At 69.3% G+C, this 19715-nt stretch carries 15 protein-coding genes; 10 read left to right on the top strand and 5 right to left on the bottom strand.

Features of this window, described 5'->3' with window-relative positions:
- Nucleotides 1-177 precede the first annotated feature (177 nt).
- From I6A60_RS32035 to I6A60_RS32025, 3 genes are all read left to right on the top strand, one after another.
- Nucleotides 178-1761 (top strand): GGDEF domain-containing protein, encoded by a 1584-nt coding sequence (locus tag I6A60_RS32035; RefSeq protein ID WP_203024967.1) that lies wholly within the window; start codon nt 178-180, stop codon nt 1759-1761.
- Nucleotides 1762-1950: 189 nt separating this feature from the next.
- Nucleotides 1951-2550 carry a DUF4142 domain-containing protein gene (locus I6A60_RS32030; RefSeq protein WP_203024969.1) on the top strand — a complete coding sequence of 200 codons (600 nt, stop codon included), beginning with the start codon at nt 1951-1953 and terminating at the stop codon, nt 2548-2550.
- An 87-nt stretch (nt 2551-2637) separates the two neighbouring features.
- Nucleotides 2638-3066: a hypothetical protein gene (locus I6A60_RS32025; RefSeq protein WP_203024971.1), complete on the top strand. Its 429-nt coding sequence runs from the start codon at nt 2638-2640 to the stop codon at nt 3064-3066.
- 279 nt (nt 3067-3345) lie between these two features.
- Here the strand turns inward: I6A60_RS32025 and I6A60_RS32020 are convergent, their stop codons facing one another.
- From I6A60_RS32020 to I6A60_RS32010, 3 genes are all read right to left on the bottom strand, one after another.
- A complete protein-coding gene (locus I6A60_RS32020) occupies nt 3346-4182 on the bottom strand; it encodes a response regulator transcription factor (protein WP_203024973.1) in 837 nt (278 codons plus the stop codon).
- A gap of 207 nt (nt 4183-4389) precedes the next feature.
- Nucleotides 4390-5655, bottom strand: coding sequence for an ABC transporter substrate-binding protein (locus I6A60_RS32015; protein ID WP_203024974.1), 1266 nt, complete (start codon nt 5653-5655; stop codon nt 4390-4392).
- Nucleotides 5656-7707: 2052 nt separating this feature from the next.
- Complete coding sequence (locus I6A60_RS32010) at nt 7708-10215, bottom strand: bifunctional diguanylate cyclase/phosphodiesterase (RefSeq protein WP_203042608.1); 2508 nt, start codon at nt 10213-10215, stop codon at nt 7708-7710.
- Between the two features lie 732 nt (nt 10216-10947).
- On the opposite strand from I6A60_RS32010, the gene I6A60_RS32005 reads away from it, so the two are divergent.
- The gene (locus I6A60_RS32005; protein WP_374113460.1) at nt 10948-11730 is read left to right on the top strand and encodes an enoyl-CoA hydratase/isomerase family protein; all 783 of its coding nucleotides are present in this window, start codon (nt 10948-10950) and stop codon (nt 11728-11730) included.
- Nucleotides 11727-12878 carry a CaiB/BaiF CoA-transferase family protein gene (locus I6A60_RS32000; RefSeq protein WP_307873966.1) on the top strand — a complete coding sequence of 384 codons (1152 nt, stop codon included), beginning with the start codon at nt 11727-11729 and terminating at the stop codon, nt 12876-12878. Before I6A60_RS32005 ends, I6A60_RS32000 begins: the two co-directional genes overlap by 4 nt.
- A gap of 57 nt (nt 12879-12935) precedes the next feature.
- Here the strand turns inward: I6A60_RS32000 and I6A60_RS31995 are convergent, their stop codons facing one another.
- Complete coding sequence (locus tag I6A60_RS31995; protein ID WP_203024978.1) at nt 12936-13718, bottom strand: SDR family NAD(P)-dependent oxidoreductase; 783 nt, start codon at nt 13716-13718, stop codon at nt 12936-12938.
- A gap of 48 nt (nt 13719-13766) precedes the next feature.
- Between I6A60_RS31995 and I6A60_RS31990 the strand changes: the two genes are divergently transcribed.
- Nucleotides 13767-14759, top strand: a complete 993-nt coding sequence (locus I6A60_RS31990; protein ID WP_374113457.1) for a phosphotransferase family protein — start codon at nt 13767-13769, stop codon at nt 14757-14759.
- A 41-nt stretch (nt 14760-14800) separates the two neighbouring features.
- On the opposite strand, the gene I6A60_RS31985 is transcribed toward I6A60_RS31990, so the two are convergent.
- On the bottom strand, nt 14801-16015 hold the full coding sequence (locus I6A60_RS31985) for an acetyl-CoA C-acetyltransferase (RefSeq protein WP_374113459.1): 1215 nt from the start codon (nt 16013-16015) through the stop codon (nt 14801-14803).
- Between the two features lie 133 nt (nt 16016-16148).
- Between I6A60_RS31985 and I6A60_RS31980 the strand changes: the two genes are divergently transcribed.
- The 4 genes from I6A60_RS31980 to I6A60_RS31965 all read left to right on the top strand — a co-directional run.
- On the top strand, nt 16149-17453 hold the full coding sequence (locus I6A60_RS31980; protein ID WP_203024982.1) for an acyl-CoA dehydrogenase family protein: 1305 nt from the start codon (nt 16149-16151) through the stop codon (nt 17451-17453).
- Nucleotides 17454-17597: 144 nt separating this feature from the next.
- Entirely contained in the window at nt 17598-18329 is a 732-nt protein-coding gene (locus tag I6A60_RS31975; protein WP_203024984.1) for a TetR/AcrR family transcriptional regulator, read from the top strand.
- A gap of 90 nt (nt 18330-18419) precedes the next feature.
- Complete coding sequence (locus I6A60_RS31970; RefSeq protein ID WP_238436694.1) at nt 18420-19310, top strand: SDR family oxidoreductase; 891 nt, start codon at nt 18420-18422, stop codon at nt 19308-19310.
- A 138-nt stretch (nt 19311-19448) separates the two neighbouring features.
- On the top strand, nt 19449-19715 hold a 267-nt coding region (locus tag I6A60_RS31965), incomplete at its 3' end, for a Gfo/Idh/MocA family oxidoreductase (protein WP_203024987.1).

Here is a 19715-nt window from a genome sequence, read left to right as displayed (position 1 = left end):
CTTCGTGATCACGTGCGGAGCCTGCTCGCGCGGCTCACGTAGCCCCCCGGGCCCCGACCGAGCGCCTCCCTGTGTCCAGCGCATACATGCGAAAGGGCAGCAAAGGCGGTATTGAGCCCTCAGCCTGTCACTGTCCGAACTGGGACGACGACGATAAGCTGGGTTCAGGGGAGTGTGATGGTTGGACCTCGCGTCGCTAGTACGACACCGGCCTTCCAACGTCCCGCGGGCCGCTCGTCGTGGCTGTTCTCACGCGCCGCGATGGGTTGTGTGCTCCTGACCGCGCTCGTGGCCGCGTTCACGGTACTGCTCAGTCCCGGGCCCGCGTTGATCGCGGGGATGTTCGTGACCCTCGCCTCCGAGGTCGCCCTCGCCGGGGCGTGCCTGTGGAGCGCGCGGCATGCCCGCGCCGGCGACCGGCGATGGCGGTGGCTCATCGGCGTGTTGGCAATCGCCATGGCAGCAACGAACCTCGTCACCACGGCGACATTACTCAGCGGGGGCTCGCTCGCCGCCCGTGGCTCGTCGGCCTATCTGGTGCTCGACGTGTTCTACGGACTGGCTTTGGCAGGCCTGCTCTGCCTGCCCACCTACCCGGCGGAGGCCGGGGGCGCCCGCAGCCGTGGTCCGCGGCGCTGGCACGCGATCATCATCCTTGACTGTGCGCTGATCGTCGGCTCCGTCGTCCTCATAGAGTGGGCAACTGAGCTGCGCACGGTCACCGGCGCGAACCCGTCGAGCGTCCCGGTGCTGATGTTTTCGGTGATCCAGCAGGTGGGATCACTGACACTTGCGGTGGCCGTCCTGCTGATCGCGAGCTTCCGCCGCCCGAAGTCCCCGACCGCGCTGACCCTGCTGGCGACAGGCCTGTTGATCTACGGGTTTGCGAGCAGTACCTTCATCTACCGCCAGGCCCGGGGCCACGAGGACCTTCCGGCGTGGAGCCTGATCCTCTACACCGCGTCGATCCTGCTGATGACGCTCGCGGCGCTCACGCCCGACCGGTTCACGGCGGACCCGGATGGCCCGCCACCGCGGCACTCTCGCACCATGTGGGCACACGCCATGCTGCCCTATCTAGTGCTCGCATCCGCAGGCCTGTTGATCTTCGGACGGTCCGTGGCCGGCGCGCCGCTCGACCAGGTCGAGACCTACGGCATGGTCTCGCTGCTCGTGCTCGCCCTCGCGCGGCAGATGTTCACCATCGCCGAAAACACCTGCCTGCTCGCCAAGATCCAGGAACGGGAGGGCCAGCTGCACTACCAGGCGTTCCACGACTCGCTGACCGGCCTGGCGAACCGGGCCCTGTTCACCCGGCAGCTGCAGCAAGCGATCAACGAAGCAGCTGGTACTGGCGGCGGGCCCACCAGCCCGTCGAACCCCCTTGCCGTCCTGTTCATGGATCTCGATCACTTCAAAAGCGTCAACGACACGTACGGCCACGCCGCGGGCGACGAGCTGCTGAGGATCATCGCGGCGCGGCTACGGGAAGGAACCCGCGCCAGCGACACGGTCGCCCGCCTGGGTGGCGACGAGTTCGCCGCCATCCTCAACAGCGCCTGCGCCGAGGACCCGCGCCGCGCCGCCGAACGCCTCGCGACAAGCATGCAGGCACCCTGCCAGCTGGCAGGCCACGCCTACACCCCGCGCGCGAGCCTCGGACTAGTCACGCTCGACCGCGACCAGCGACCGACAAGCCCCGACGCACTGCTCCACCAGGCAGACCTGGCAATGTACGCCGCGAAACGCGGGTCCGCTTGATCGAGCCAGGTGAAGACCCGTCTGATAGGCCGACGCCGAGTGAGCGAGATCCGTACACCCAGACGCCGCAGGTGGCGCAGCGTGGGAGCGGATCCCGCTTCTTCGAACGCGCTGAGCGACGTCAGCCGGAAGGCTCGGGTTCACGCTACGTGAGGTTACGCTACCCCAACTTGGGTACGGACAGTAACCATGACGGCACAGAAGGTGAAGCGTCGGGAGGGCGGGGCGCGGCTGAAGCCGCTGGTCCACCTCGGCATCGGTGTGAGCTGTGCGGTGGCGGTCGCGGGGCTACCCACGCCCGCGCGGGCGGCGTCGGCCCCGACCAGTCGTCCGCCGACGATGGTGGTCTCCCAGCAGGACCGCACGTGGATGGTCGACTTCGCTCGGGGCAACCGCTTCGAGATCTATAGCGGTGGCCTCGCTGCCCGCAAGGGCGTCCGCCCCGACACCCGCGCGGTGGGCCGGCGGCTCGTATCCGACCACACCACGGCACTCGCCGCACTGAACCAGGTCGCCCTACAGCTGCGGGTCTCGCTGCCGACCACGCTGTCCGCCGACCAGCAGCGCGAGCTGCGCAAGCTCGGATCGCTGCACGGCATTGCGTTCGACCGCGAGTTCCTCACCTTCGAGATCGCGGATCATCGCAAGGTCATCGACGCGACGGTCCAGGTGACCCGGACTGGGACAAACCCAGATGTCAAGGCCTTGGCCCGCCACAACCTACCGACCCTGCGCACCCATCTCAGCTTGGCCCAGCACGCCCTGACGGAACTTCCAACGGTCCACTGACTGTGGCAGCGCTCAGCCGCTGCCACAGTCAGGCGCCCTCAGTCGGTGGCGGACGCGAATGCGCCCGCCACCTACTGAGCCGTACACATGACAGAAGGGCTGCGGCGGCTGTCCGCGGCGTTCTACGACCGGGTCCTGGCTGACGAACTGCTCGCACCCGTCTTCGCGGATTTCACGCCGACCCATCTCGATCATGTCGCGGTGTGGCTGGCGGAGGTGTTCGGTGGGCCGGCGGATTTCTCCGCGACGCTCGGTGGTCATCAGGCGCTGCTGCGCAGCCGCCTCGGCCTCGGTATCCGCGACGAGCATCGGCGGCGCTGGCTGGAGCTGATGGCGAACGCGATCAGCGAGGTCCGGCAGGAGACGGCTTTCGCTGGGTCCCTGCCCGTTCCTGGTCGTCGTCACGGGGCCGAGCCAGAAGGTCGGTCTGGTGGCGCCGAACCCGACGACAGTGCCGGTGTCGCGCTCGACCTGCACCAGCCGACTGCCACCGAGGGGCGCAAGACTGTCTCGTAGAACGAGGCGCTCGCCAGAACGTCGGAGACCTGAAGCGCAAGGTGATCAAACATGCGACCGACTTGCCAGGCCGATCCGACAAGTCCACCCACCCGTCCGTCGGGATGTCTTCGTGTTCTTCGGGACTGCAAACCGATCCGGCGCGGATACCGCCGGGCTGCCCGTCGCTGCGCGGCGATCAGACCAGCTCACCAAAGCCCTCCCTGCGGCACGACACTCCGGACTTCGCTACACCGTGGCTGAGCCAGCGAACACCACCCAGGGTTAGCTACCCGACATTCACGGCAGCAGCCCGCATCGGCGCGCAACGGCGACGGCCTCGGTTCGGTTTCGCACTCCGAGCTTGCTGTGAATGTTGCGTAGATAGGCCTTGACCGTCTCGGGGCTCACGGCGAGGCGTTGCGCGGCCTCGGCGTTCGAACATCCCTCAGCCACCAGGCCGAGTACATCCAACTCGCGTCGGGTCAGAGGGTATGCAGCCTCCGGACGTGGCATCGCCTCGAGCACGCTGTCCGCGAGCAGGTCCCGGATGGCCGCGATCCGGGCTTTGACAGGTCTTCTCGCAATGTCGAAGGAGAGCCGTGCCAGTTCGCGGTCAATCTGGACCAGCGCACGCTCGTCGACGTTCCATCGCCGTGGCGCGCCGGTCTGATGTTTCCGCGCGGTCTGCGCAAGGAACGATTCCAACTGCCGGACGTACCGCAGCGCGGAGTTGGTGGTCGTTGCGCTGATCGGTTTGTCGGCTCGCTGCGCGAGATACAGGACATACAGCACCCGGCCATCCAGCCGCAGTGGCATGGCAAGCACGGAACGGACGCGCTCGGAGCAGGTGAACTGGCGCGGCTCACCGGAGGTTCCGACGGAGTTGCCTCCGTAGCCGTCCAGTACGTGGCGGCCGAGGGCGACTACTCGCCCACCGGTCCCCCGCCCCGGTGTCGTGGTCATTCCCAGACACGCATCGGTTCGCGCGCCCTCCACGCTCCGTATGGTCAGCGTCCTGGTCCGCGGATGCACCTGGCCAGCCAAGGTGAGATCGGCGCCGGTCCGGTCCCGGAGTCGGGCCGCAGCCTTGGTGAGGAAGTCATCGGCAACCTTGTCGTCGCCCGGTCCTAGCATAGATCGTCCTCCTCGGCGATTCCGCTGCTGTCGGTCACGGATTTCGGCGGCCCGAGTAAGAGCCCGACCACAACCACACGCAGTGTTCCGTCGGGCCTCGCCGGCCTGTCGAGGATGACGCGAGTACTCCGGTCAGTCCGAGAAATCCATGGAAGGTGCCTATGCGGCGTTGCACGCTCGTACGGTCAGGCTCATCCGGCGGGTGCGTTACTGGAGGGGTACGCCGCACCAGTAGCCGTCGCGGTCGAGGGCAGCGGGTGGCGGCACGGGGACGAAGCTGCGGCCGGCCGGGCCGACCTTGATGAAGTTCTCGCACAGGGTTGGTTGCTTGGGATGGGAGAGGTCGATCGGGGGGATCAGACCGTTGGCGCTGAAGTCGGTCACCTTGCGCAGGTTCTGGATGAACGCCTGGCGGGTGGGACAGCCGCCCGCGAGCTGCACGCCTTCGATCATCTCGTCGGCGGCGACATAGCCGGCGAGCGCGAGCTCGTCGGTAGGGTCCGCGAGTTCCGGTGCGTAGGTGCTCATCGCGCCGCGGTAGGCGGTCAGCGCAGGGCTACCCTGTGTGGCAATACTCGACATGATCGACATTCCGGCCATGTCGGTGCCACGCTGGGCGATGAGACTCGGGCTGAAACCGGTAGCACTCAATGCCACCTTGAGCTTCACTCCGAGCGCGGTCGCCCGGGAGTAGATGTCGATGAAAGGCCCCGACTGAGCGGCGCCGACCAGCGTGTCCGCGCCGGACTGCTGTAGCTGATCGGCGACCGTGTCCGGGTTGGTGACGCCGTCGGTGTAGGTGACCTCGCCAAGGACCCGGATGCCACGGCTTTGCAGGCTTGGGGCGAACTGTCGGGCGAGGCTCTGGGACGCCGCCACGTTCGGGTCGACGACGACCAGCGCCGTCGTTCCTCCCTGCGCCTTGACGAAGTCTCCGAACACCGACGCGCCGCCGGTGTTGAACAGGTTGCCGGCATGGAAGAGGTTCGGGTAGTCACTCCATGCCGCGCTCGTGGCGGTTCCGGTGACGGGGACGTCGTCCTTCTCCAGCCAACCAGCCGACTTGTCCAGGACGATGGACGGGGTGATGAGGCCGAAGACTCGCTGGTCGTCGACGAGGTCGTGCGCGACCAGCGAGAAGGTCTGCGGGTCGGACTGGTCGTCGCCCCAGACGAGATCGATCACGCGGTCGTTGACGCCGCCGTGCGCGTTCTGCAGGTCGATACGGGCCTCGACCCCGCTGCGGGCCGCCATGAAAGCGGCGGCGATCTCCGCGGGCCCGGTGTCGGGATAGATGAGCCCGATCTTGATGGCGCTGGCCGTGACACCAGGCTGCGGTGTCGGGCAGGCGCTCGCTCCGCTCGCGGTCGAGTTCGACAGGGGCCGGCAGGCGGTCAGCGCGGTACAGAGCCCGACGAGAAGGGCCGTGACCGCGGCGGTCGCAGGCCTCGCACGGAGGCAGCAAAGGATCATGTTTGTGCCTTCTTTCACCATGAGGTCGAAACGGACCATGCCCGCTCGAGGCGTTATAGAGTTCGGAGGGCCGCCACCCGTCCCCGTGACCGTATGTACGCGGGCCGACGATCTCGAGATGCCCAGCGATCGGAAATGGCCGGCCAGTTCGCCCCGGCGGGCTCGATCTCTCCCATCAGCGGGAGGCGGCCATCGATCGAGAAGACTGACAACCAGACTTCGATGCTCAAATCGCCTATTCTACCGGCGGCGCCCGCACGGTCATTCCGCACTACGGTTCTCTACACGTCTCCACACGACCGGCCGGCGCTCATGCGGCCGCATGGCGCTCGTACGCCGTCGCCACGTCGACACATCCGTCCGACAGGACCACAGGCAAGGTGTTCGTCGAAAACGTGGGCCGAAATTTGTCGCACGCTCCGGCCGCGGGATCGCGCCCTGAAGCAATCAGAACGAGGGTATCAGCGAGCCCGGTCTATAGCCGACGACTGGCGCTACGGAAAGTATTCCGTAGCCGCCGACAAACTGAGCCGGTAGCCGCACAAAAAGACGGGACCGCCGAAGCCGTCCACGACGCCCATCCCCGATGGCACAAGTTCACAGAGGCCAATGTTTCTAGCCGTCGGTGCGGGAGACCGCGAGGCGTCGCTGTTCGCCGCTGTTCGCCGGAAGTCAACTTAGTCTATCCGGGTCCGGCCACCGCCTTCCGCTGGTCATGCCAACGATCCTACCGCACATCGGTGTCGGTCTCGCAAAAGTCTCGGATGGCCTCGGATGGCTTCGGCAACGAGCGGCGCCGCAATGTCATAGGGGCCTCGACGTTAAAGACCCTCGCCCGACTACCTAGAAGCAGCGTGTTCCGAACTGTGGAAGCCCCTCCTCGCCGCCGATGTCCCCTAACGGGGACAGACGGTAATGGAAAGGCTATGGCAGGCGCAACTGCGTGCTTACCGGTGCAGCACTCATGGCGGACGCGGGCGATCGGGACCGGCGCAGCCCTGATCGACAACTCTTCGCGCTTGCACCACGGCCGCCGATCATCGTGCCGCCGCCGAGTCCCGCCACCTGCGCCGATGAGTGCCCGGAGGGCACTGGTAGCACCAGGCGAACACCGCTAGTGGGCAGCACGGCACACCCATCAGCGCCTGCCCCTCTGCGATATGTCGCAATATTGCGAGGCGACACTCACCTAAAATTGAGCGGTCGCCCAGATTTTGGCGAGCGCCCGGTATGCAGGCCCTGTCAGACTTTGAGCGACTGCTAAGAATCGTTCGACCGAGTACAAAATGGTCGAGGCGCAGCATCCGAACCGCAGGGGATTTCTGGACCCGCAACGGGACGCTCGGCCAGACGGGAGGGCGGCCCGCTGGGGCGTACGCCAGGTCAGGGCTCAGGCGCGACATCACTACGCGCCAAAAAGTTGGTCGCCACGCAATCGCTGGCAGCGTGGGCCGAGCGCACACGAGGCGGTCTGGAATTCGCATTCTTGACGGTCCACCCCAGAGGGCCGCGCGCCTGACAGCATTGCCGGAAGGCTAAACACGCTCGCTTTGTCACGCACTGGCGCACCGCCAAGACTTTAAGGCGTGGCGTCCGATAGGACTAGCGGCGCGATACCGGTACAGAGCGGGCGGTGACTTCATACCACCATTGGATGTAGGCAAAGAAGATCTCGAGACAGGCCATCGGTGACTTCACTAAAAGCCGGGCGAGAGACCGATCGCGCGCCGTGTCGACAACCCTCGTGCTGCAGGGAGCGCGCCCAAAGTGGCGATGCCGTCGCGGCGCCCGACGGCGTGTTGGATCAAGCACAACGCGACATTCTCGAAGCGTCTACGTCCCGCACCGGACAAGCTTCTACCAGGAGGGTCCCGGCCGGGATCAGGACCGGTGAGCAAGTTGTCTCGCCAGACTTGCCTGCGACACATTGGCCGACGCGGTCGAAGGCGAACGCTACGGGCTGTCGCGGTCGACCACGTCGCGGATACGCGCCTTCGGCCCTGAAGCCGCTCGCTAATCATCGCCAGCCAGACAGCGGCCAGCTTGTCCGTTTTAGAGCGCTGGCAGAACGGGCGGTCCCGCGGGGTCTCGGCCGGATCGTTCGCCGTTGATAAAGAGTTCGGGCTGGCCCAGCTCCTGGAGAGGCTGTGGGGGTCCGAGGAGGCTGCCCTGTCCGAGCTCACAGCCGGCGACCCGCAGGGCGTCGAGCTGAGGCCGGGTAGTGATGCCGTCTGCGGCGACCGTGAGGCCGATTGTCCTGGCGAAGCCGACGAGCGCGGTTCGGGCGGCTTGCAGGGTGGGCCGCGGTGCCTGCTCGGCGGACAGCAGGTCAGTGGACAGTGCCGTGGTGAGTTTGATGAGGGTGATGGGTAGTTCGTGGAGCGCGCCAAGGGAGCTGTCGATGGCGCCGACGTCGTCGAGCGCGATGGCCACGCCGGTTCTGGCGAGCTGTCTGAGGGTTGTCTCGGCGGCGGCCAGGTCGTGGATGCGGGCGGTGCTGGCGATCTCCAGGACGAGCGTGTCCGCGCTCAGGTGATGGCGGCGCAGTGGTTCCGTGATGCGCTCGACGAGCGTGTCGTCGCCGATACCGCTGGGTGACACGTTGAGGTGCAGGCGGACGGGAGCGTGCAGCCGTTCCCGGACCTCCGGCAGCTCCCGGCAGGCGCGGTCGAGCAGGTAGCTGTCGAGATCGCCGATCAGGCCGTTGCGCTCCGCCGCGGCGAGGATTTCGCCAGCGGGCAGGGGCGAGCCGGATGGGCGTGTCCAGCAGAGCAGGGCCTCGATGGCGACCAGTCGTCCGCCGTGCAGGCACCGGATCGGCTGGTAGCAGACGGCGAGCGTGCCCGGGCTGGCCTCGCCGACCAGCCTCGCGGCGAACGACAGATCACTGAGGTCGCCGATGCTCGCGGCGACGCCGGTGCGGGCGCGGTAGGCGACGAGGATGGCCTTGGATCCGTGCTTGGCCGTGTACATCGCGCTGTCGGCGCGGTGCAGCAGCTCCTCGGCGGCGTCGACCGGCTGGTCGGTATCGGCCAGGGCCAGGCCCACACTGGCCCGCACGCTGCGCCGGTGTCCGCGCACGGTGAATGGCGGGCCCATCGCGTCGAGGATCCGCTGTCCGATGCGGTCCGCGGTGACCGCCGGCCCGGCGGTCGGGTCCGCGTCGGTGAGCAGGACAGCGAACTCGTCGCCGCCCAGGCGGGCCACGAGGTCGTTGCCGCGGACCGCCGCGCGCAGCCGACCGGCGACGCCGCGGAGCAGTTCGTCGCCTGCGGCGTGTCCAAGGGTGTCGTTGACCGACTTGAAGTCGTCAAGGTCCACGAAAAGCACGCCCACCGGCCGGCCTTCGGACCGGTGGTCCGCGATGGCCTGGTCGAGCTCCCGGGTGAAATGCGCGCGGTTGGGCAACCCAGTCAGTAGATCATGGAACGCCTGGTGGCGTAGCTGTTCTTGCGCGGCTTGCACCGACGCGATCAGGCGAACGTTCTGCGCGACCGTGATGAGCTGGCGGAACGCCACCAACATGGCCAGGATGAGCGCCAGGTCGAGCACCGCACCGCCCAGCGCCACACCACTGGCCGCCAGCCCGAGGATCAGAGCGACGGTCACCACCAGCGGCAGGTAGGGCAGATACACCTGCGGCCACGGCCAGGACAGACGCCCCACCCACGAGGACGTCAGCATGCTGTCCCCCGGGCTGCCGGCCGGCCGTCGACGTTCGGGTGCGATGAGACCCAGGGCGAGCATCGGCGGACCGATCGCCATGAACACCCAGTAGGGCGCGGTCGCCTCGAGATCCGTCACACGCTCGACGTTCAGGATCACCGTCTCCGACGAGGGGATCAGCTCCAGAGCCAGCCCGCTGCCGATCAACGCGAGTGATCGGCCGTCGCGCGGGCGTCGGAAGGTCGCCACCAGCATCACCACGACCACCGCGAGCGTCCCCCACAGCGGGAAGGTCATCGACGTGACGAAGGGCCACCCATGGATGCCGCTGGACACGATCCTGTCCAGCACGGCGATCCAGAGGATCAGCAGCATCGACGCGACGATCACCAGGCTGTCGAGCGCGACGAGCGCATCCGAGTAGCGGGCTCGCCTGCCCTGATCCCGGGGAGGGCCCCGACTGGCGCCGCCGCCGTCTGGTCTGGTGGGGATCCATAGCAGTCCGGCCAGAACGAGCACGGAGGGCAGGATGTACAGAAGATCCGCGGGGACAGCCGCCGTGTGACGATAGACCGGACCCGCCAGATTCCAGTGCGCGGCGCCGACCAGGGCGATGATCAGGTTTATCCCCACCAGCGCCCGCCAACGACGATCAGGACCGTGGGTACGGACCACCGCCGCCACGCCGACCACCGCCGCGGCCACAGCCGCGACGAACAACGCCGCTCCCTGGGCGAGCCAGAGCCGCTCGCCGTCGAGGAACATCACAGGGAGCGCGGCCGACAGAGCCAGCAGGGCTGTTCCCGCAGCCAGCACCCGGAAGGTCTTCTCGGTCACTATTTGTACACATTCTGCGGTCGAAACCGAGCTCGGCCGGGTACCGGCAACCCACATGGAACACACCCCCCATGGTGGTATCGCCACCAGTGCCGACCGTCACACATCTCTCACTAATCGTGACGAGCCCGCATCCACCCGACTGGACAGAACTGCCGTACGCGGACGCCATCGGATCAGGTGCACAGTTGGTCGTAACGGAGCGTTAGTCGAGCAGGATGCGGTGGCGTAGCGACGGAAGGACGATGCGGGCCGCACATCTGGCACGTGATCCTCTTGGTTTTGGCGTTGACGCCGCCGGCCCCGCGCCGTTGTTGCCCGATGCCACCCGCGCGCCACGACGCCCGTTCCTCGAACAAGGCAGGGAAGGAGGCCGCATGTCCTCCGCGGGACGCGACCACCCGCGTTGCCACGCGGGGACGCGGCGCGGGACGAGCCCGTCTACGCGCGGATCCCTGTCCGCACGCCGCGCCTCTGTTGACCGTCGCGCGGGGAACGCTGTCTAATTCGAAATCGAATTCGATTCCTGGGAGCTGCTGGTGATCCGCGCTGGCGATGGTGGGCTGGGCCAGCGCAACGCGGGCCCGCGCCGACGGTCGTTGTGGCGCTGGTACGACGGGTAGCGGGACGGTCGGCGCGGGCATCGGCAAGGCGGAGTGAGTGGCCTCCTTCCAGGACGCCGCCTGGCTCCGGCGCGACGGGCTCGCGGACGAGGTGAGCCATCGCCGGCCCAGCGATCCCGATGGCGGTCGTGGTGTGACGGAGAGGGGTTCCGTGGTGGAGACGTCCGTGCCGCTGCCCGGCGTGGTGGCCGTCGACCGTGTGGACGGGGTTGCCGTCCTGCGACTGAACCGCCCGGAGCGGCTCAACGCGATCGACGAGTCCCTCGCGGTCGCGTTGCGCGGCGCGTGCGACTCGATCGCCCGGGACCGGGACGTGCGGGTCGTGGTGCTCACCGGGACTGGCCGTGGCTTCTGTTCGGGCCTCGACCTGCGTGGCTTCGGCCCCGACGTCCCCGGCCCTGACGCGCCCGCGATCGATCGGCTGCGTTTCCAGGAGATGATGGCCGGGCTGCCGGAGGTTCTGCGCGCCTTGCCGCAACCGGTGGTCGCCGCCGTCAACGGGGTGGCGGTCGGGGGTGGGCTCGCGCTGTGCCTGGCCGCCGACATCCGGATCTGCGCGGCCGGCGCCCGGTTCGGCAACGCCGCGATCCGCCTCGGTCTGTCCGGGGCGGAGATGGGGATGAGCTACCACCTGCCCCGCATCGTCGGTACCAGTGTGGCCGCCGACTGGATGCTCACCGGCCGGCTGGTGCTCGCGGACGAGGCACTGCGGACCGGTCTGGTGAGCGCCGTGCATCCCGACGGCGAACTGGTCGAGCGCGCGCTGGAGACCGCCGCCGCGATCGCCGCGCACGCGCCGCTGGGGGTCCAGCTGACGAAGCGAGCCCTCCAGGTCAACACGGACGCACCCAGTCTGGCGGCCGCCCTGGAGGTCGAGAACCGCAACCAGGTCATAGCCCACGCCACCGCCGAGGCGGCCGAGGCGCGTGCCGCGTGGAGCAGGCGGTGAGTGCCGCGGGGCCGCTGGCCGGTGTCCGGATCCTGATGATGGGCGGTCTCGGTCCCGGACCGTTCTGCGGGATGCTGCTGGGTGACCTAGGAGCCGAGGTGATCCGGGTCGACCGTCCGGGCGAGGTCGACTCGTCCCCACCGGTTGACGTGGTGATGCGCCGAGGCCAGCGCTCGATCGCCCTCGACGCCAAGGACGAACGCGGCCGGGGGGTGATTCACGCGCTCGCCGAGCGGGCCGACGCCTTCGTCGACGTCTACCGGCCGGGGGTCGCCGAGCGCCTGGGTATCGGCCCGAACGACCTGCGCGCGCGCAACCCGCGGCTGGTGTACGCCCGGATGACCGGGTACGGCCAGGACGGCCCCTACGCGCAGATGGCCGGGCACGACATCAACTACACAGCCCTGAGCGGGGCGTTGCACGCGACCGGGCCGGCCGGGCGCCCGGTGCCGCCGCTGAACATCGTCGGCGATTTCGGCGGTGGGGGCATGCTGCTGGCCGTCGGACTACTCAGCGGCATCGTCGAGGCGGCCCGCTCGGGCAGCGGCCAGGTCGTCGACGTCGCCATGATCGACGGCTCGGCCACGCTGATGGCGGTCTTCTACGGCATGCTCGCCCAGGGAAGTTGGCGGGACAGGCGCGAGGCGAACCTGACCGACGGTGGTGCGCACTTCTACCGGACCTACGAGACGGCCGACGGTGGGCACTTCGCCGTCGGCGCGCTGGAAAGCCGCTTCTACGCTGAGCTGTGCGCCCGGCTCGGCATCGACGTGCCCCAGGACTACGACGACCACGACGCGTGGGGGCGTCACGGCGAGGCGATGGCGGCTCGCTTCCGCGAGCGGACCCGCGCCGAGTGGGAGCGGGAACTGGTCACCCCGGCGTCGTGCGCGTCGCCGGTGCTGAGCCTGGCCGAGGCGCCGAGGCATCCGCAGAACGTCGCCCGCGGCACCTTCGTCGAGGTCGACGGGGTGGTCCAGCCCGCGCCGTCCCCCCGCTTCTCGAAGACGCCGCCGGCGCCGCCGGGCCGCCCGGCGCTGCCGGGTGACCAGACCGTCGACGTCCTCACCGAGCTTGGTCTCGACCAGGAAGCGGTGCGGCGGCTGCTCGCCGACGGTGTCGCCCGCCAGAGCGGCGCGGCCGGCTGACCGTGGGACGGCAGTGGGCGGTTCGGGTCTCGCGCCCAGGGGCCGGGCCGCGAGCCTTCAGATCCGGCCCAGCTCGCGCAGGAAAGGCTGGGTGTAGACCACCCGGCCGCTGGTCCTGGCCGGATCGGCCGTGCAGAGGATCAGCGCCGTCTCGGTGATCAGCTCGATGTCCTCCGTGTCCTCCTTCGCCAGCTCCAGGCTTCCCGCGCCGGGTGTGCGGACCGGGTTGGAGGGTGCGGCGGCGTTCACGGCGATCCCATCGGGCGACAGTTCGGCGGCGAAGGCACCCGTCAGTCGGTCCAGCGCCGCCTTGACCGTGCCGTAGAGGCCGAAGCCGGCGGAGACGTCGAACTCAGAGAACGGGGGGCCGGTCGGCCGCTGCCCGGCGATCGAGGTGACGTTGAGGATCCAGCCCCGCTGGCGCTCCCGCATCCCGGGAATCGCCAGCTGGATCAGGCGCATCGGAGCCAGGACGTGCATCTCGAACATCAGCCGGGCCCGGCGCTCGGGGAACTCGTCCAGAGTCCGCAGGAACGTCACCGCGGCGTTGTTGACCAGGATGTCCGGCGCGCCGAGCCGGTCGGAGAGCTCCGCGAAGACGCGTTCCCGGTCCTCGTCGCGCGACAGGTCTCCCGCGACCGCGAACGCCGACCCGCCGGCCGCCTCGATCTGTTCGCGGGTCTCGCGCAGTGAGCCAGCGTAGCGGGGGTCGGGGTCCATCGTCCGCGCCGTGAGCCCGACCACGGCACCCTGCGCCGCCAGACGCTGGGCGATCGACTTGCCGAGCCCGCGGCTGGCCCCGGTGACGAGTGCGACCTTGCCGTCGCATAAGCCTGGCATACGCTGCTCCCCAGATCTCGCGCTCCCCAGAGGCCTACTCACGCCGGGGTGATTGAAATAGACGTCGATTTCAACTTACTGGAAGCCCGCCTCGCGGACCTTCAACCCGTGGGCCTGCGTCCGCTGGTCGGGGGCGCCTCCAGCCTGTCGTACGTGGCGACGGGCACGGTCGACGGCGCGGCCCGCCGGATGGTCGTCAAGGTGGCGCCCCCCGGCCTGGCGCCGGTGCGCAACCGCGACGTCCTGCGCCAGGCGGCCCTGTTGCGCCGGCTTGCCACGACCGATGTCCCCGTTCCGGCGGTGCTGTGGGAGGACGCCGGCGACCCTCCCGAGGTTCCGCCGATCTTCGTGATGTCCTTCGTCGAGGGGACGTCGTTGGAACCGCTGTTCGACGACGACCCCGACGCGGCCGGCGATGAAGCCACCGTGGTGGCGGAGCGGATGCGCGACGCGGTTCGGGTGCTCGCCTCCCTGCACGCGGTCGAGCCCGCGGCCATCGGCCTGGGTGCGGAACCGGTGGTGAGCCTCGGCGCGGAGGTGGCCCGCTGGTCGCGCGCGCTCGGCACGGTCGATCCCGCCCTCGCGCCCGGCTGGGAGAAGGTCGCGGACTCGCTGGCAGCCACCGCGCCGCCGGCGATGGAACCCGCGATCATCCACGGCGACTACCGGTTGGGAAACATGCTGGCCACCGGCCCGAGCGTCACCGCCGTCATCGACTGGGAGATCTGGTCGGTCGGCGACCCGCGCGTCGACCTCGGCTGGTTCCTCATCAACGCCGACCCGGCCATCTATCGTCGGCCGAGCCGCTACGCCGGGGTACTGCCGACGCCGGAGGAGCTGGCCGCGGCCTACGCCGACCGGCTCGGCGCCCCGGTGGCGGCGCTGGACTGGTTCCGCGCCTTGGCCTGCTTCAAGTCCACGGCGACCTGGTCGCTGATCATCAAGCACGCCCGGCGCCGCCCGACCCCGGACCGCACGGCCGAGGAGATGGCCGGCACGTTGGGCGGGCTCGTCGCGCGGGCAGCCGAGCTGGTCGGCTGACGCGCCGCGCTCCGATGGCCGGGCCCGTGTCGGCATGGAGGTCAGACCCGCTCGATCAGTGTCGCTGTGCCCATGCCACCGCCCGTGCACATCGTCACCAGGCCGGTCGCGAGGTCCCGGCGCTCGAGCTCGTCCAGGACGGTGCCGATCAGCATCGCGCCGGTCGCGCCGATGGGGTGGCCGAGCGCGATCGCGCCGCCGTTGACGTTCACGCGATCCGGGTCGAACCCCAGGTCGTCGACGGCCCGCAGGACGACCGCGGCGAACGCCTCGTTGATCTCCCACAGGTCGACGTCGCCGACCGTCATCCCGGCCTTGTCCAGGCAACGTCGCGCGGCTGGCGCCGGTGCGGTGAGCATGATGACCGGCTCGGATCCGATCGCGGCCGTGGAGCGGACGCGGGCCCGGGGCGTCACGCCGTGCGCCTTGACCCAGGGCCCTGAGGCGACGAGCACCGCGGCGGCGCCGTCCACGACGCCCGAGGAGTTCCCGGCGTGGTGCACGTGCTCGACCGCGTCGATCGACGGGTAGCGCTCCAGGCAGATCTCGTCGAAGGTCCGGTGCTCGCCCGCCGGGCTGCTCGCGCCCGCCACGGCGAACGCCGGCTTCAGGCCGGCCAGCCGCTCCACGGTCGTCCCCGGCCGGGGGTGCTCGTCGCGGTCGAGAAGCACCCGCCCGTCTGGTCCGGTGACCGGTACGAGTGCGCGGTCGAAGCGGCCCTCGGCGATGGCCGTGGCGGCGCGGTGCTGGCTGGTGGCGGCGTAGGCGTCGACGGCCGCGCGGCCGTAACCGCCCAACGTGGCGATGAGGTCGGCCGACACGCCCTGCGGCACGGTCGGGAACCGGTCGCGGAAGTCGGGGTTGCCGCCGTCGATCGTGGCCGAGCCGGCGGCGAGGCCCCAACGGGACATGGACTCCACGCCACCCGCGACGACGAGGTCCTGCGCCCCGCTCGCCACCCCGGTCGCCGCGACGGTGACCGCCTGCTGGCCGCCGCCGCAGAACCGGTGCAGGGCCAGGCCGGGCACCGACTCGGGCCACCCCGCGAGCAGACTGGCCAGCCGGGCGATGTTGTCCCCGTGGTCGCCCGCGAAGATCCCGTTGCCGGCCACCACGTCCTCCACCTCGGCCGGGTCGAAGGCCGTCCGGTCGGCGAGGGCACGCAGGCACTGGGCCAGCAGCTCCTGCGGGTGTACACCGTGCAGCCTGCCGTCCGCGCGACCCCGGCCGCGCGGCGTGCGCACCGCGTCGATGATCCAGGCGTCCACGTCCTCACCCGGCCGGGTGAGGGTCGGTCCTGGGACGGGGTCGCCGATCGGACGTACCAGATTCGGTCATGGTGTAGACCTAACATCGACGTCTATTTCAATTCAAGGGGCTCTGATCGTCGTGGCATGGGATTTCTCGACCGACCCCGAGTACGCGGAGTTACTCGCCTGGGCGGACGCGTTCGTGCGCGAGGAGTGCGAGCCGCTGGACCTGGTCGTCCGCGAGTCGCATGACCTGACCGACCCGGTCCGCCAGGCCCTCATCCCCCCGTTGCAGGCGGTGGTGAAGGAGAAGGGGCTGTGGGCCACGCATCTCGGCCCCGAGCTCGGCGGTGCTGGCTTCGGGCAGGTCAAGCTGGCCCTGCTCAACGAGATCCTCGGCCGTTCGGTGTGCGCGCCGATCGTGTTCGGCTCCCAGGCCCCCGATTCCGGGAACAGTGAGATCCTGGCACGATTCGGGACGCCGAAGCTCAAGGAGCGCTACCTCGAGCCGCTGCTGGACAACCGGATCGTCTCGTCCTTCTCGATGACCGAGCCCCACGGCGGCGCCGACCCGAAGATCTTCACGACGTCCGCCGTGCCCGACGGCGACGACTGGGTCATCAACGGCGAGAAGTGGTTCACCTCGTACGCCCGGATGGCCTCGTTTCTGATCGTGATGGCGGTGACCGACCCGGACGCACCGCCCTACCAGCAGCAGACGATGTTCATCGTCCCGGCCGAGACCCCCGGGGTGAACATCCTGCGCAGCGTCGGCATGGGCTACGAGCCGGTCGGCGAGGGAATCGAGGGCTACGTCTCCTACGAGAACGTCCGCGTCCCGGCCGATCACATGCTCGGCCCGCGCGGCGGCGCGTTCCTGGTCGCCCAGAGCCGGCTCGGCGGCGGCCGCATCCACCACGCCATGCGTACCGTCGGCCTGGTCGGCCGGATCTTCGACATGCTCTGCGAACGGGCGGTCTCCCGCTACACCCAGGGAGAGGTGCTCGCCAACAAACAGCTCGTCCAGGAGATGGTGGCCGACTCCTGGATGGAGATCGAGGCGTTCCGCCTGCTCACCCTGCGGACCGCGTGGAAGATCGACCAGCTTCACGACTACAAGGCCGTGCGGGCCGACATCTCGGCCGTCAAGGCGATGATGCAGAAGGTGCTGCACGACGTCAGCGCACGTGCCCTGCAGCTGCACGGCTCACTCGGCACGACGCACGAGATGCCGTTCGTCCACTACCTGGTCGAGTCCTTCGTTCTCGGCCTGGCCGACGGGCCGACGGAGGTCCACAAGGTCACCCTGGCCCGCCAGATCCTCAAGGACTACCAGCCGGCCGAGGGCCTGTTCCCGTCGAGCCATCTCGTGAAGCTGCGCGCCGCGGCCGAGGCCAAGTACGCCGACCGCCTCGCCGGCATCCCACGCCCGACGGTCCGCTGAGTCGACCAGCGGTGGTCAGCCGGTGACCCGCGCGCTCCGCGGGAGGAGCACTGTTGCGTTGGTAATATGCGAACGGGCAGGTACCGACCCTGTCGGCCGGACCCGCGTCCGGGCGAGAAACGCAGGACCGGGCGGGAGAGAGTCGTGACCTCCTCGGCGTCGCAGCCCCAGCGGGTCGAGCTACGGGCGGCCGACCCGGCGGCTGCCCTGGCTGAGGCTCCGGAGGGCGCCTCGGTGCGGGTTCTCTCGGCGAAGGGCCGGCGAACAAGGGCCCGCCTGATCGAGGCCGCCAAGTCGGTCTTCGAACGCGACGGTTTCCTGGAAGCGCGGATCACCGACATCACCAAGGCGGCCAAGGTCGCGCCGGGGACCTTTTATCACTACTTCGACTCCAAGGAAGAGATCTTCCGCGAGGTCGCGCTCGCCCAGGAACAGCGGCTCACCGCGCCCCCCGAGTCCGGCCTGGGCGAAGCTGGCGCCGACGCCTCGATCTGGGACCGGATCCGGCGGTCCAACCGCCGCTACCTGGAGCGCTACCGCGACGAGGCGGCGCTGATGGGCGTCATCGAGCAGGTATCCCGCTACGACGCGCAGGTCAACGAGGCCCGCATCGCCACGACGAGGCACTTCGTCAACCGAGCCGAGCGGGCAATTCTGCGGCTGCAGCGGGAAGGGGCCGCCGACCACCGGCTCGACCCGGCGTTCGCCGCCGACGCCCTCGGCTCCATGGTCGCCCGGTTCGCCGAGCTGTGGCTGGTCCAGCACTACCGGGACTACGACTTCGACGAGGCGGTCGAGCAGCTGACCCTGCTCTGGGCGAACGCGCTGGGCCTCAGGCCGGAGCCACCGTCCCAGTCGCGCACCCGCGGCCGCTAGGCAGCTTCCCCTCGGCGCCTGCGGCGGGGCGTCGCGCGAGACTTGGCGAGCCTTGAATTGAATCGGACGTCGATGTTAGTTTCCGCGACCATGAGCGAAGTGTCGTGTCAGGACCGGGTCTGCGTCGTCACCGGAGGCGGACGGGGGCTCGGACGGGAGTATGCGGTGTTACTGGCCCACCACGGGGCTCAGGTGGTCGTCAACGATCTCGGCGCCAGCCGTGACGGGACGGGCGGCGACAGCGGCCCGGCCCATGACGTCGTCGACGAGATCAAGGACAAGGGCGGCGTGGCCGTCGCCAACACCGACGACGTCAGTTCCTGGGAGGGCGCGGCGCGTCTCGTCGAGCAGGCTGTGAGCACCTTCGGCCGCCTCGACGTCCTGGTCAACAACGCCGGCATCCTGCGCGACCGGATGTTGTTCTCGATGTCCGAACAGGAGTGGGACGACGTCATCCGGGTCCACCTGAAGGGGACCTTCGCGCCGAGTCACCACGCCGCCGCCCACTGGCGGGAGCGTTCCAAGGCCGGCGAGCGCGTCGACGCCCGCCTGATCAACACCACCTCGGTCTCGGGTCTCTACGCGAACCCGGGCCAGGCGAACTACGGCTCGGCGAAGGCCGGGATCGCCGCCTTCACCCAGATCGCGGCGCAGGAGCTCGGCCGGTACGGCGTGACCGTGAACGCGATCGCGCCCGGGGCGCTGACCCGGCTGACCGAAGGTCTGACGATTACCGACGAGATCCGCGCGGCCTTCTCGCCGGCCCTGGTCGCCCCCGTCATCACCTGGCTGGCCTCCGCCGACTCGGCCGACGTCACCGGCCAGGTCATCGAGGCCTCGGGCCTCGTTCTCGCCGTCGCCGAGGGCTGGCACCGGGGGCCCTCCACCGAGCCGGTCACCTCGACCGGCGAGGTCGGGGAAGCCGTTCGACGCCTCCTGGCCGACGCCCGGCCCCGCACCCTGTTCCACGACGTCAGCTGACTCCCGGCCTGCGGCAGAGGTCTGGCTACCGAGGGCTTGGCTCGAAGACCAGCTCAGATGAAGTCGAACTCGACTTCAGAAATGACGATGACTGGGTCACCCCGACAGCGCGACGACGAGAGGGCGGAGCGGGTGCGCATGAAGGTGGTCGTGATCGGTACCGGCTTTGGGACGAGAGTCATGGCGGGCGCGTACGAGGAGGCCGGTTTCAGCGTCGAGGCGGTCTCGCCGCGCGACGCCGACGCACTCTCGCGGGTCAAGGCCGTCGATCTGGTGTCCGTTCACGCGCCGCCGTTCCTGCACCGCGACTACGTCCTGGCGGCACTGGACTCGGGAGCCGCCGTGCTGTGCGACAAGCCCTTCGGCCGGAACGCGGACGAGGCCCGCGTCATGCGCGATCAGGCT

Origin of the sequence: Frankia sp. AgB1.9 (assembly GCF_016786355.1) — a bacterium.
GTDB lineage: Bacteria > Actinomycetota > Actinomycetes > Frankiales > Frankiaceae > Pseudofrankia.
This window is presented reverse-complemented; position numbering and strand designations above follow the sequence as displayed.